Annotated in this window: 8 protein-coding genes; 1 reads left to right on the forward strand and 7 read right to left on the reverse strand. The window is 43.3% G+C overall.

Translation table 11 applies throughout. The features are described 5' to 3' along the window. Positions 1–17: 17 nt before the first annotated feature. The 5 genes from LN995_RS03610 to LN995_RS03630 form a co-directional block, all read right to left on the reverse strand. Positions 18–869: an endonuclease/exonuclease/phosphatase family protein gene (locus LN995_RS03610; RefSeq protein ID WP_229958456.1), complete on the reverse strand. Its 852-nt coding sequence runs from the start codon at positions 867–869 to the stop codon at positions 18–20. Positions 870–969: 100 nt separating this feature from the next. Continuing rightward, complete coding sequence (locus tag LN995_RS03615) at positions 970–2,742, reverse strand: RagB/SusD family nutrient uptake outer membrane protein (RefSeq protein WP_229958458.1); 1,773 nt, start codon at positions 2,740–2,742, stop codon at positions 970–972. 138 nt (positions 2,743–2,880) lie between these two features. Beyond that, on the reverse strand, positions 2,881–6,417 hold the full coding sequence (locus LN995_RS03620) for a SusC/RagA family TonB-linked outer membrane protein (RefSeq protein ID WP_229958460.1): 3,537 nt from the start codon (positions 6,415–6,417) through the stop codon (positions 2,881–2,883). Positions 6,418–6,574: 157 nt separating this feature from the next. Next, the gene (locus tag LN995_RS03625) at positions 6,575–7,588 is read right to left on the reverse strand and encodes a FecR family protein (protein WP_229958462.1); all 1,014 of its coding nucleotides are present in this window, start codon (positions 7,586–7,588) and stop codon (positions 6,575–6,577) included. Between the two features lie 59 nt (positions 7,589–7,647). Next, positions 7,648–8,250: an RNA polymerase sigma factor gene (locus LN995_RS03630; RefSeq protein WP_229958465.1), complete on the reverse strand. Its 603-nt coding sequence runs from the start codon at positions 8,248–8,250 to the stop codon at positions 7,648–7,650. 267 nt (positions 8,251–8,517) lie between these two features. Here LN995_RS03630 and LN995_RS03635 point away from each other — a divergent pair, with 267 nt between their 5' ends. Then, positions 8,518–11,790 carry an amidohydrolase family protein gene (locus LN995_RS03635; RefSeq protein ID WP_229958783.1) on the forward strand — a complete coding sequence of 1,091 codons (3,273 nt, stop codon included), beginning with the start codon at positions 8,518–8,520 and terminating at the stop codon, positions 11,788–11,790. 77 nt (positions 11,791–11,867) lie between these two features. Here the strand turns inward: LN995_RS03635 and LN995_RS03640 are convergent, their stop codons facing one another. Then, a complete protein-coding gene (locus tag LN995_RS03640; RefSeq protein WP_317206925.1) occupies positions 11,868–13,586 on the reverse strand; it encodes an alpha-amylase family protein in 1,719 nt (572 codons plus the stop codon). Between the two features lie 442 nt (positions 13,587–14,028). Continuing rightward, positions 14,029–15,210, reverse strand: coding sequence for a serine hydrolase domain-containing protein (locus LN995_RS03645; protein WP_229958469.1), 1,182 nt, complete (start codon positions 15,208–15,210; stop codon positions 14,029–14,031). Positions 15,211–15,357: the final 147 nt, after the last annotated feature.

The raw sequence follows: 15,357 nt of genomic DNA on the forward strand, positions 1-15,357 counted from the left end.
AATCAACCTTAGTGTTTTTATTTTGAAGCATAGTTTAACTCCACCATTATCGGGAAATGGTCAGACGGAAATTTACCGTAATATGTATCGGTAAGGATTCCCCACTTATTAACTTTAAAATTGTCTGTAACGAAAACATGATCTATAATCTCGTTCCGGTCAGGCTGCTGTTTAAACCCGTTGAAGGAGCCGTTAGTAGCATAAGGATATTCAACTTGCCTGTAAGTATCTTTTAACTGCCCTGAGTTAGCAACAGTTTGATACCATTCACTTGAGTGATCTCCATTAAGGTCTCCTGTAAATATAACAGGTTCCTTTCCTGCAATTTCCTGTATTTTACGCAGGATTAGCTTACTGCTTTCTTTCCGGGCCTGTACTCCCTGATGGTCATAGTGCGCATTAAAGAAATAGAACTTCTTTTTTGTATTTACATCCTGCAGATACACCCATGAGGCTATTCTATTACAGCAGGTAGCATCCCAGCCTAAGGAGGGCTTATCAGGTGTTTCCGAAAGCCAAAAGTCACCTTTACCTAGCAGTTTAAATTTATCTTTCTTAAAAAAAATGGCGGAGTGTTCCCCTTTTTCTTTGCCGTCATCTCTACCTAAACCATAACGTTCATACTGCGGTAGTGCCTTGCTAACGTCGTCCAACTGGTTCTTTAATGCCTCCTGCGTACCAAAAACATCAAAGTCGTGGAAGCGCAGCAGGGCAGCAACAACAGGAGCTCTGTCCACCCAAAGGTTACCAGTATCTCTGGGGTTGTCAAAGCGCAGATTATAGGTACCGACTTTAAGCTGCTGCGCATAACCTAAAGTAGTGATGCTGCAAATAATTATAAGAGAAAAAAGAAAACGCTTAAGTTTCATTTACTTAGTTTGTTAGAAATATTGATGAAATGATTTCCATTTAATAATACTAAGAGAGCAGACGGTAATTGTTAGCTGCTCCCTTAGCATATAATCATTTTTACCAGCCCGGGTTTTGTCCCAGGTTTGGATTCATTAATCTGTCTGTTTCAGGTATCGGGTACAGATAATGCTTATCCTCCCAATTCCTCGGAATATTGTTCAGCCAGGTTAACTCCCCATGCGTATCCTCTGACAATTGCTGTGGGTTAACACCGCCACTTATGGTTTCAGATACGTTTATGTACGTTACTCCCAGTACCGGATTGGCAGGCATTGTTTTATAAAAACTAACATCCAGCACACCATCTTCATTTAAATCTAAAGGCTGGTTTAGGGCTGGTACATAAAAGCCGTTCCACTCCATCTCCATCAACTCTCCCCGCTTCCAACGTACAATATCATCAAACCTGAAACCTTCTAAAGCCAGTTCAATGCCTCTTTCTCTGCGTACCTCCAGCAACACCGGGTCATTTATTGCAGGAAAATAGTTTGTTTTAAGGTACTGGTCAACCACTGTGGGTTTAGCAGTTAAACCTCCTGTTATACCGGCTCTGCGGCGTAAGGCTCCTACAGTTTTTGCCCAGTCTTCATCTGTTAATGTACCTAATTCGGCTTTAGCTTCTGCATAATTTAACAGCACCTCTGCATAACGTATCATAGAAATAGAGTTAATGTTTCTACTGCCTCCATCGTAGTACATATCATCCAAGGTCCACTTTATAGGCTGATAGCCTGTGTAGGTGTAAGAAAACACAGGAGGAGCCGCTTCTTCAACACCACCATTTATTCTTGTGTAATCACCAGTACGGATTGTCTGCTTAAGTCGTAGATCTCTGCCTTTTACTTCATCAGGAAAGATAGTGGTTTCATAGCCGGGGTTGCTTGTAAAAGGAGTCCCATCTATATTGAGATAGGTATTAACAAACGTTCTGATAAGGCTTACTCTTGCTCCATAAGTAGCACTCGTCCACCACCAGTTTGCATCGTTGAACACATTTACATCAGGGTCAACTACGGCAGCAAGCATCACTTCTGAAGCAACTGGTGCCGGGCTGATAAACAACTGCCTGTAAGCCATATCTTCACCTCCTGCGGTGTTCAGGCTAAACCTCCCGCTACTCATTACCACTTCAGCTGCAGCTACAGCTTCGTTTAACCATTGGCTGGCAGTGCTCTCCAGATTATATTCTGTATGATATTTCCTGAATGTACCTTCGTACAAACATACTCTGGACTTGAAGGCATAGGCAACATCCCTGGTAATAAGGCTGCGGGTTTCGTCGTTAGTTGTTGTAATGTTTTCGCAGGCAAAGTTAATGTCAGCTAAAACAGAGTCCATAACCTGTGTTCTAGGGTCCCGTCCATTAAACAAATCAGGATCATTTACATCCATTGGCTTACTGATCCAGGGAACATCACCAAACCTCTTCACTTTATTAAAGTAGAACCAGGCCCGGAAGAATCTAGCCAAGCCAATGTAATGGTTTCGTACAGCTGAAGATATGCCTGGGTCGTTGTTATTCGCTATAAAATAATTAATGTTACGTAGGCCTGTCCAATCCCACCCAGAACTCTGCCTGGGCCCGTAAGCACCTTCTCTTAAGAAGTCAGGCACTTGTGTTCTTGCTGCGTAATCAGCCATCTGATCACCTCTGTGAATGTCGTTAGCAGTCGGCAGCACATCGTAAAGGGAATTAGCATAGAGTTCCAAGCCTCTTTCACTGCTAAAGACAGCACCCTTGGTGGCAGTAGCTTCAGGGGCTTGGTCCAGGTCGTCGCAGCTAGCAAAGAACACGCTAAGGACCAAAAGCCTCCATAATTGTTTCTTCATGATAAGTTTCATTTTATAACTTCTGTTCTGCTATTCTTGTTGATAAACTACCCAAGTACTAAAGCTACACAGCCTTTTTTGCCTGCATATCTACTGAACTCAGGTTACTTTTATAATTCTTTAGTTTCTCCTGATATATTAGAATGTTAGAGACAAACCCATGCTCAAACTTTTCAGGATAGGATAATTGTAGCCGTTACCACTGGTTCCATCGGTCAGCACCCTATCTGACCCGTTAATAGACTCAACATCAATGTCTTTTGTGTATTTGTAAAGAGGAGACCATGTCCAGAGATTTTCACCTGATAAAAAGACTCTGGCATTACTTATACCTACCCTGCTGATGAGCGACTGCGGCAACATGTACCCAATCTGAATGTTTTTCATGCGGATGTAAGCTGTGTTTTGCAAGTACTTTGTCTGAGCCTGTGCAAGTTCTCCTGAGCTATTCTGCGCTACATAGCCCCTGTATCTAGGAAGGTAAGTGTCTGGGTTATCTTCTGACCATATGTTACCAAGCTGCCACTCAGGTATCTTGTTATAAGGTCTGTTATACTGCCCCCAGAAAAGGCTGGCCTCCCGCCCCGGGTACCAGTCTTGCTTTCCTACTCCCTGAAAGAAGGTAGAGAAGAAGAAGTTGTTCCAGTCTGCACCTAAATTAATGCCATAAGTATACCTCGGTGTAGCATTGCCTATTATCTTTCTATCACCAGGGCTTGCAACTGTATTATCGCCATTATTGATAACGTTGTCACCATTGATATCTGCAAACTTGATGTCGCCTGGCAACCATTGGCCACTGGTTGAAGCTCTTAACAAAGCCTGCGAAGGAGAGTTTTCTATCTCATCCTGCGAAGTAAAGAAGCCATCTGTTACATAGCCCCAGATTTCTCCTATTTTCTGCCCTTCATAGTAGTCGGACAGCTTTTTGTCGGGGTTATTGTATTTTGTAATTTCAGCCTGATAATCAGCTAAAACAACCCGTATATTGTAGTTTAAAGGCTTTGAAGCAACTGTAAACATATCCTGCCAGCTAACAGACAGCTCCCATCCTTTTGTTTTTAAATCGGCATAGTTTCCTTTTGGAACTGCTGTACCGAAAACAGCAGGAAGCGTCATACCAACGGTGAACATATCAGTCGTTTTCCGGATATAGGCATCTCCGTTTATCATTAACCGATTAGATAACATACCAAGGTCTAGACCGATGTTTTGAGTAGTGGAAGTTTCCCAGGTTAGCCCATCCGGTATAACACCAGGCTGGCTTGTTTGCTGAGGCCGAACGCCATTTAATACTCTGCCTGATTGTGTTATCTCAAATTGCTCCTGGAATGCATAAGATTTTATATTTCCATTTCCTAAGGAACCGTAAGAGCCTCTGATTTTTAGCTCTGAAATAAGGTTAGGTGATATTTTCCAGAAAGACTCGTTTGATATTCTCCAACCGGCAGAAAAAGAAGGGAAGAAAGCATAACGTTCATTTTCAGGAAATTTAGAAGACCCATCATAACGGCCATTTGCCTCTAACAAATATTTATCTTTGTAAGAGTAGTTTAAGCGGTAAAACCCGCCCAAAATATTCCACTTCTCCCAATCTCCTCCTGTTGTGATAGACTGCCCTAAAGCAAGGTTAAGGTTTTCTGCATCTTCAAAGATCAAACCGTTTCGCTGTGTGGTAAGCTCCTCAAAAGTTGACTGCTCATAATTATAACCAGCCATTGCCTTAAAGTAATGCACATCATTGAAAGTAGTTTCATATTCTCCGTAGATGTTTGTAGCCAGGTACTGTATTTCTCCATATACATTTTGAATATCGTTTGTATTAGTTCCTACATATTCTATTACACCTGGTATTCTGCTATAAGGAACAGGCACACGCCGCCGTGTTGAATTATCATCTGTATCACGGTAAGTAAAATCACCTCTAACTCTGAGTTTGTTATCAAAGAATTTTGCTGTAAAACCAGTGGTGTTCCTGATTTCCCGCTCATTCATATCAATGCCATTTTTCCCGTACCACAAGTCTCCCACGGTATAGGCTGCTGAATAGGTTAACGTGCCGTCAGGGTTAAACATAGGTGCCATAGTATGACCTTCATCAGCAATGTTTCTCCAGATACCACCACCCTCTCCCACGTTTAATGGGTTATGGTATTTCATATTAGAATAGTTTATGTTGTTATCAATACGCAACCACGGAAACAGCTCAATAGCACCTTTGGCCCTGAAATTGTACATTTTATAATCATCTGAGTTGTAGCGGAACAAACCCTCCTGGCCAAAGTACCTTCCGGTAACATAGAAGCTTGCCTTGCCACTGCTACCGGAAACAGAAATGTTGTGTTCGGTGGAGCTGTTATGATCTTTATACAGTTCTTTAAACCAGTCTGTATTGTCGTAATAAACGTATTCTCCGTTAGCTCCAACATCTACTTTAGGCAAGCTTGGGTCGTTTGCCCTGCGCTCCAGTTCGGCTAAGTACTCCGGAGAGAACTTTACTGTTTTATTAACATTTTGTGGAGTCTGAGAATAATCGTTCCAGGCAGACCATCCTTCGTTAAACATTCTGGCAAATGTGTAGCCATCTGTTACTAAATCCGGAACAGTAGTAGGGCTTTTAACAGAGTAGTTACCTGAATAAGTAACACTTGTTTTTTCTTTAGCAGGGTTTTTAGTCGTAATCAACACTACGCCAAAAGCACCTCTTGCTCCATAAATGGCTGCTGAAGCTGCATCTTTTAACACTGTTATGGTAGCAATATCGTTCGGGTTTAGCAAACTTGGGTCGCCCTGTACTCCATCTATCAACACTAAAGCGCTACCACCCTGACCTATAGAAGTTGTACCTCTTACATTGAATGTTGGCGACTGGATAGGTTTACCATCTGTTGGTATAAGATTTAGGTTAGGAATAGCGCCTTGTAATCCTTGCGACAAATTGGGCAAAGGCCTGTTCTCCAGCACTTCTGATGTCACCTGTTCTACCGCACCTGTCAGATTTGCTTTTTTCTGTGTGCCGTAGCCAACCACTACAACTTCTGAAAGAGCTTTAGTGTCTGTTTGTAAGGTAACATTAAGTGTATTCCCAGTCACTACCTGTTCTTTAGTCTGATAGCCAAGCATAGTGAAAACCAGCACATCGTTAGGGCTGGCTACAATGCTAAAATTACCTTCAGAGTCTGTTGCAGTACCTTGACTTGTTCCTTTTACAGTAATATACACTCCGGGAAGAGGTCCCTGGTCATCGCGAACAGTTCCATTGATAACGTTCTGCTGTTGGTTACCCGCCTGACCTGTTTTCGCTGGATTAACCTTATTCAGGTAAACATTCTTTTCTACCTGACGGTATTCTACATTTGTGTTTTCAAATAAAGCATCCAGAACCTCTTTTACCGACTTCCGTTCCACTACAAGGTTTACCACTCTGTCACCTTCTATATGATTTCGGTTATACATAAAGTTAAACCCAGATGTGCGCTGCAACTCCTGTAGCACCTTTATTAATGGCACATGCTGTAGATTAAGAGTTACCTGCACTTCACTTATACTTTGCTGCACATAACTTGGTGCAGCAAATAGAGATTGTGAAAAAATAAAAATCATAACAACTGCATACATTAGCAGTCTCCATGATTTTCTAATATAATGTGGCACACTAATTGGTACAAAATTCATACATTTAATTGTTTTTAATAAGTTGTCACCTTGTTAAAGACTTCTAATCAGGCCGGGATTGTTGGTAGCTTTCCCGGTCTTTTTTGTGCTTGTGTTAAACTTTCTGTTACATAGGCTATAGTTATGTTTAGTTAGTGTGTGGCTTGGGTAATTTTTTTTAGCAGTTACTCATTGTAATCCATACTTTCCCGTCTTTAATCTCATAGCTAAAGCTGTTTATCTGCTGCAGCGACTCCAGCGTATGCGCTAGTTGCATTTTATTAAACCTGGCGGTAAAGAGGCATTCATCATTCTGTTCACCGATTAGTTCTACCGGCATACCATACCAGTTTTCGATCTGTGTTTTTACATCATGGTAGGTAGCATCCTGCAGTACGAGCACTCCATCTTTCCAGGCAATATTAGCAGAGGCATCTACCTTTTGCTTCAGGAAAGTTTTACTGGGCCTGTCGAAGATTAACTCCTCACCAGGCACAAGTTTATCTAATGTTATGAGACTGTTATTTTCATATTCTCCTACTGCTACCTTACCTGTGTTTACTGTTACAGCAATGTAGCCTTCCTGCTGATAAGCTTTAATGTTAAAGGAAGTACCCAATACCCGTGTTTCAATTTCATGGCTGTGTACCACGAAAGGTTTCTGTGGATTTTTCTTTACCTCAAAAAAAGACTGCCCATATACCAGGTTCAGCTCACGCACCTTTGCAGCAAAAGATTTTGGCGCCCGAAGCATACTGTTGGCATGCAGATACACAATAGAGCTATCTGGTAAAGTAATCTTCTTAAACTGAGCAGGCCCTGTTTGGTAAGTTACCCACTCAGGCTCCTCTGTTTGCATCCATTTATACTGATACACTAGCAAGCTGAGCGTAGCTACCAAGGCAACAGCAGCAGCTATGCGCCACACTGCCTGGTATAGCGGCCTTACTTTCACTTCCTGATCAGGAGCAACTAAGGGGCTGTGGTTATAGCTTCTTATTTCCTCCTGTATCCGGTTATATATCTCCAGTTTTAGCTGTTCTTTTTTATCTGGGTTTTCTAAAATATCAGAAGCAACGTTATCATCAATGGTATTGTACCATTGTTTTGCTTTTCGATGTGCTTCCAGTTGTTTTGTGCAACCGGTGCACTTAGTGCGTTGGCTTAACCGGTGGTTATACTTCTTTCCCATTCTACTATTATCATCTGAGCAAACGGGAAAAAGTACTTCTCTAAATTGTTAACTATATATTATGAGTTTGTTAAGAGAATCAGCAGAAGTGTACATACATTAGCTGGCTCTGCATAAAAGGTTTTAACTTTCTTCTGAAGCCGTTGTAATGCCTGAGAGATATTATTTTTTACAGTTTGCTCCGACAGGCAAAGCTCAGTAGCTATTTCTTTAATAGAACGCTCTTCCATCCTGCTAAGCACAAAAGCCTTTTTCATGTTCTCGGGCATTTGGTTTATTTCCCTATCGAGCATAAGCTCCAACTCTCCAGCCTCTAGCGTTTGCTCCGAAGAATGCTGAAGCGGATTGAGACCTTGAAAGTGTGTTTCCCGCTCTAATGTGGCTTTGTGCTTTTTGTAATGGCTGATGGCCTGATTGCGGGCTGCAGTGGTAAGATAAGGAGCCAAAGATTCCTCTACAGGAACAGTTGCTTTATTAAGCCACAGGCTTACAAATATATTCTGCACAATGTCTTTTGTTGCTTCCTCATCTAAAAGGCGGCGGTAGAGCATGGTGTACAACACACTCCAATAGCGTTCATACAGAAGCCTGAAAGCGCTTTCATCGCCTTCCTGAAGAGCGGTTAACAGCTCAGCATCGGTCCTGGTACATGAGGTTTGCATAATTGACTCATACAAACTTATACTATATCCAGGAACGATTCAATTTAACAGAATTAAGTTAATGTTAATTGTGAAAGTTTAAAGAGATAACATTATTTACTACCCTTCAAACAGTTTTGAAGGACATTACTTGAGAAAAGAATCCCTCAAACCTTAGCAGGATACGCTAAACAAGATGCTGTTATAACAACTGTAAAATAGCTACATTTGAGAATCATTCTAATCTATCTACTTAACATAAACATGAACAAGCGTACTTATTTAAGTATGTTTCTGGCTGCGGCACTGGCTCTCCCTTCCGGTACTGCTATAGCACAGAACAAAAAGGAAGAGCCAAAGTGGAAAGTGGAGGAAGCCCACGGTCCGCAAAAAGAGATTACAGTTACTACTGACGAAGGCACCTGGATGAGCCTGGACGTGAGCCCGGACGGTAAGGAAATTATTTTTGATATGCTGGGGGATATTTACAGCATGCCTATATCAGGGGGTAAAGCTAAGTTACTTACTGGTGGCCACGCTTATGACGTGCAGCCTCGCTTTAGCCCCGATGGCAAGCTTATCTCTTTTACTTCTGACAGAGCTGGTGGCGATAACATCTGGGTGATGAACCGTGACGGCTCTAACCCGCGGCAGGTAACAAATGAAAACTTCCGGCTACTGAACAATGCTGTCTGGACACCAGATGGCCAGTACCTGATTGCCCGCAAGCATTTTACTGCCACACGCTCTCTGGGAGCCGGTGAAATGTGGATGTACCACATCTCTGGAGGCAGTGGCATTCAGTTAACAAAGCGTAAAAACGACCAGCAGGATGCAGGAGAACCCTTTGTGTCTCCTGATGGAAAATATGTGTACTTTTCGGAAGACATGAGTGGTGGTTCTACCTTTGAGTACAACAAAGACCCCAACGGCCAGATTTATGTGATACGCCGTGTAGACCGTAACACAGGTGAGATAGAAAACGTGGTAACAGGTTATGGCGGCTCGGTACGACCTGTCGTATCTCCTGATGGCAAGTACATTGCTTTTGTACGTCGTATGCGCACCAAGTCAGTTCTTTTTATACATGATTTAAAGACAGGTGAAGAGTGGCCTGTTTACGATAAGCTAAACCACGACCAGCAGGAAGCATGGGCTATTTTTGGCGTTTATCCTAACTTCTCCTGGACACCGGACAACAAGAGCATTGTGTTCTGGGCTGATGGTAAAATAAATAAAGTAGACGTGGCCACCAAAAAAGTAGCCAACATTCCTTTCGAGGCTACAGCGACACACCATATTACAGAGGCTGTTCGCCACGACCACAGCAAAACAGGCATAGCGCCTAAACAGTTTACAGCCAAAGCCATACGCCATGCCGTTACCTCACCAGATGGTAAAACGTTAGTGTTCAATGCTGCTGGGCACATCTACAAAAAAGAACTGCCAAACGGCAAGCCAGAGCGCATTACGAACGGTCAGGATTTCGAATTCTATCCGGCCTTCTCTCCAGATGGCAAATATGTGGTGTACTCTACCTGGAACGATGAGAATTACGGTGCCTTGATGAAAGTAGATATCCGCAAGAAGAATGCCAAGCCAACAAAGCTTACTACTGACAAAGGTTTCTATACTACGCCTTCTTTCTCTCCAAACGGTAAATATATTGCTTATACCAAAGAGGGTGGCAACAACCACATGGGCTACGCTTATAGCAAAGAGAAGGGAATTTTTTATATGCCTGCTAATGGAGGCAAACCTGTGTTAGTAACAGAAAAAGGCTCAATGCCTATTTTCAATGCCAGCTCAGACCGAATTTACTTTACAGGGTATGCTGGCGGTAATGCTGCCTTTAAAAGTATTAACCTTGAGGGCAAAGAAGAAGTGACACATTATACTTCTAAATACACTACTGAGTTCCACCCAAGCCCGGACAACAAGTGGCTGGCTTTTGTAGAGATGTTTAATGGCTATGTTGCTCCTTTGTCAGCTAACGGAGCCGGCTTAGATTTAAGCGCTGATACTAAAGCTGTACCGGTAGCACGCTTCACCCGCGATGCAGGCACCAGCATCCACTGGTCAGCTGACAGCAAAAAAATAAACTGGGTATTAGGAGACGAATACTTCACCAACGAGCTGAAAGACCGCTTTAAGTTTGTAGAAGGTGCTCCTGAAGAGCTGCCAGCCATTGATACCACAGGCACTAAAATAGGCTTAGTGCTAGATACAGACATACCAGAAGGTAAAATAGCTTTCACCAATGCCCGCATCATTACCATGAAAGGCGATGAGGTAATAGAAGGCGGTACAATTGTGGTAGACGGCAACCGCATTGTGGCAGTTGGTAAAAATGTTGCTTTGCCTAAAGATGCCAAAGTAATTGACGCTGCCGGCAAAACCATTATGCCTGGTATTGTAGATGTACACGCGCACATGGGTACTTTCCGCAATGGCATGAGCCCGCAAAAGCAATGGGCATATTATACCAACCTTGCCTACGGTGTTACTACCACGCACGACCCTTCTTCTACCACCGAAATGGTTTTCAGCCAGTCTGAAGCAGTTAAATCCGGTGCTATGGTGGGGCCGCGAATTTTCTCTACGGGTACAGTACTTTACGGTGCCGACGGTAACTTTAAAGCTGTGATCAATAATTTAGATGATGCCCGTTCGCACCTGCGCCGCATTAAGGCTGCTGGAGGATTCTCAGTAAAAAGCTATAACCAGCCTCGCCGTGAGCAGCGGCAGCAAGTAATACAAGCAGCCCGGGAGTTGGACATGAGTGTTGTGCCGGAAGGCGGTTCTACCTTCTTCCACAACATGAGCATGATTCTGGATGGCCACACTGGTATAGAACACAACATTCCGATTGCCCCACTTTACAAAGACGTGGTGGAAATATGGAAAGCCAGCAAAACAGGTTATACACCTACACTAATTGTAAACTATGGTGCTGTAAACGGAGAGTATTACTGGTACCAGCACACCAATGTATGGGAGAAAGAGCGCCTGCTGAAATTCACACCTCGCTCGGTTATAGATGGCCGTTCCCGCTTTGTGACACAGGTTCCTGAAGAAGAGTACGAAAATGGTTATATGGCAGTATCCAGAGCTTGTAAGCTACTTACTGACAACGGTGTAAAAGTAAACCTGGGTGCACATGGTCAGTTGCAGGGCTTAGGCGCACACTGGGAACTGTGGATGTTGCAGCAAGGTGGCATGACAAATCTAGAAGCACTTCGTGCGGCTACATTAAATGGTGCCGAATACTTGGGCATGAGCAAAGATATAGGCTCACTGGAAACAGGTAAACTAGCCGACCTGATTGTGCTTGACAAGAACCCTCTGGATAACATCCAGAACTCAGAGCATGTGAAGTACACGATGGTAAACGGACGCCTGTACGATGCCGCAACCATGGCTGAAACAGGTAATTACGAGCGCAAACCAGGCAAGTTCTGGTGGGAAAACAACCACTATGCTACCGCTTTTGACTGGCACGAAGGCACAGATACCCGCTTCGAAGGCATAGCCGGAGAACACTGCACCTGCCGTCATTAATCGTTTAATTTTATGCAGGAATGGACAGCCACTTCTACTTAGTAGAGGTGGCTGTCTTTTTTTAATACTCAGCTGCGCTAATTTCGCATCACTCCTCCTACACGATACCACTGGTACCCATATTCTTCCAGATTAAACTGGTAAACTCCCTCTTTATTAACTGTATTTTCCTTTTCCTCTATCAGGTTTACCAGCTTTTTACCTGAAGCAACATCTGACTTTATTTGTACCTGTTGGGGCTCTTTGCTGAAATTATGAATCATAACTAATTGGCTCCCTTTCCAGTCATACTTAATAGCCAGTACATGAGGAGAATTCAGGTCAAGAATTGTCCAGTCGCCTAAGCCAACCTCCGGGCACTCTTTGCGTAAGCGTATCATTTTCGCTGTCCAGTTAAGCAATGAATTAGGATTACGCCGTTGCGCTGCTACATTAACCTGGTGATAACTGTACTGTCCTTCATCAATAACAGGCCGATCTGTTTTACTGGCTTCAGAAAACCCAGCATTAGGTTCGTTGGACCATTGCATGGGAGTGCGTACAGCATTGCGCTCCTTCAGACTCAGGTCATCGCCCATGCCAATTTCATCTCCATACCGTATCACAGGGGTACCTGGTAAAGAGAAAAGTAGGCTATAGGCTAACTCTAACTGCTTTCTGTTACCCAGCATCGGAGCTAAACGTCTGCGAATTCCCCTGTCGTATAGCTGCATGTTCTTCTTCGGCCCAAAAGCCTGATAAACTTCATCCCGCTGCTCTTCGGTAAGCCTTCCTAAATCTAGCTCATCATGATTTCTAAGAAAATTAGCCCATTGTGACGCTTCCGGAATGCTTTTAGTTGCTTGTAAGGCATTTGTAAATTCATTAATCTGGCCTGTAGCAAGCGCATAAAACAGGTGTTGGTTGGCGTAAAAATTAAACATAAGGGACATTCCATTACCTTCCTTTCCAAAATATTCTACCTCTTCCCCTGGCTCTACATTTGCTTCTCCTAAAACAACGGCGTCTCCTTTTCGCCACCCTATAAAACGGAGCAACTCTTTCAATAACTGAAACCGGTGCGTTGGATTCTCTCTATCAGAATAAGGATCTTCTATAATAAAAGGAACAGCATCAAGACGGAAACCGGCAACACCAGATCGTAGCCAGTGCCCCATCACTTTCTGCACCTCAGTCTGAACTTCAGTATTACTAAAGTTCAGGTCAGGCTGAAACCTATAAAATCGATGAGAGTAATAAGCTCCGGCTTTTTTATCAAAAGTCCATGTTTCCTGTTGTACTCCAGGAAAAACCATTCCTTTATTCCAGTCCTTAGGTCTTTCTTCTGACCAGACATACCAGGAACGATATTTTGAGTTCATACTCTGGCGAGCCTCCTGAAACCAAGGATGCTGATCGGAAGTATGATTTACCACCAGATCCATTATTACCCGCATGCCTCGTTTTTCGGCTTCATGCATAAACTCCGAAAAATCACCACTAGTCCCATAAATCGGGTTTACACCGTAGTAATCAGAAATATCGTACCCGTTATCTTGCCTGGGTGAAGGTTGAAAAGGAGCCAACCAGATAACATCAACTCCTAAAACATCCAAGTAATCCAACTGCTGTATTAACCCCTGAAAATCTCCGATGCCATTACCGTCAGAATCTTTAAAGGTATCCAGTTCAAGATTATAAATAACAACATTCTTATACCAACGATTTTCCTGCAGACCAGTAGAAAAAGACTGCTCTGAAGTAGTTGTCTTACTTTGAGCAATGACAGGTTCGCTAATTCGAAATCCAAAAATCAAACTTAAAAACAGACAGGCTATTAACTTTTTCATAGAGGATGCACTATATACCGTGTCCTTAACGAGCATTCAAGTTATAAAGATTACTTTAGCTGATTTTGCCTAAGGTCTCGCGGCTGTTGTGCATATGTTACATACTTCTTTTACTTGTCATTGCCTGTGCGCTCCACATCTGTGAGGAAGCATTTCCTGCTAAGCGCTGTGTGCTGGGGCTGCTACTATTGTGGCACCACAATATGTGCGACACCTTACGGAAAAACTTGAGAAGTAATTCTCTCCGACAAGATGGGCTTTTACAGATTCCAAAACTGAAGAAGACTTACTATCAGGCAATTTCTATAAAGTTAATTCTCCAGTTTAAGCTAGCTTATGTAGCTATCAAACAAAAAAGGCTGTAGATTCTCCACAGCCATTAACAGTTAATTTATAAAAAAGGGAAACTCTACTCTTTAACAGCAGCCAATACTCGCTTAATTAGCTCATTAGGACTGCCATTGTGCCAGCGCCACACAATAACTATGTCGTGTTCTGGATCAACCCAGATGGTATTAGAGCCTGCACCAAGTGCAGCATAGCTATTTGTTGGCGCATCAGGCCAAGCTTTGCCTTCTGTATTTAGCCACCACAGGTAACCATAATCCGGGCCAACAGGTCCACGCACTGTAGTTGCCTGCTTCACCCATTCTTCTGATACTAACTGCTTATTTTTCCACTGGCCGTTACGCAGGAACAGGTAACCAAACCGGGCTTCGTCTCGGGTATTAATCCAGAGGCCGCCACCCCAGCGGGTTCCGCCGCTTACTGATGGCATTGGCTTACAGTTGATTTCTACTGTAGAATTTCTGTACGGCACCCAGCGCCACGTCTCAGAAGCATCAATCGGGTCCATAACCTCATCTTCTAACACCTCTGGCAAGGGCTTTTCCCACAAACGCAACAACGATAACGCTAACCTGTTAATGCGAACATCATTGTATTCATAATGTGTACCCGGCTCCTGCAGCTCGCGTGGTTTGCGATCTCCTCTGCCATAAGCCTCTTTACCTACAAAATCGTGCTTTTTGCCCCAAAGCTCTCCTTCCCATTCCGAAGTTTGCCGCGCATGGTGCTCCCATGTTACTTTACTGTTTTGCTCCGAATCATAGCCGTCATCATGAATATATTTTGTTACCGGGTCATGTATGTCTTCTATCATACCACGATCCAGTGTCAGGCCTAGTATAGTAGAAAGGAAACTTTTAGCTACACTGTAAGTAGGATCGGCACGCTCCGTATCGCCCCACTCAGCCACAATGTATCCATTTTTGAGAATAATACCGTTGGTAGTGGCTCTGCCGTCGGGCAAAGGCCCAAGTGGTGTTCCAAATATTTCCTCCTGTGTAGAAAAATCCGGCTTCATTTGAGTTGTTTCCTGCTCCTTAGCCCATGTTACAGCATCTTGTAGTAAGGCAGCATCCATACCTACCTCTTCCGGTTTCTTCTTTTCCCAGTTATCGCCTTTGCCGGGGTAATATACCTTTGCTGCTGTTTGCTGGCCCTGTGTTGTTGTGCCCGCTTGCTTCGATTGCTGGCAGGCAAACATGCCCAGCACCAGTGCGAGTGTAATAAATCTGATTCGAATCATGTATGGTTAATTATCAGTTGCTACAAGAGCTAAAGCTACATAAAAGTTACTTATCTCTACTAACGCTAATGGCATAACGGCAATTTTGATAACCTGATATGCTGCCCTGTTCTAAAGCTATACCAGGTACAACACCTGAAAATCACC

Source organism: Pontibacter silvestris (assembly GCF_020907275.1).
GTDB lineage: Bacteria > Bacteroidota > Bacteroidia > Cytophagales > Hymenobacteraceae > Pontibacter > Pontibacter silvestris.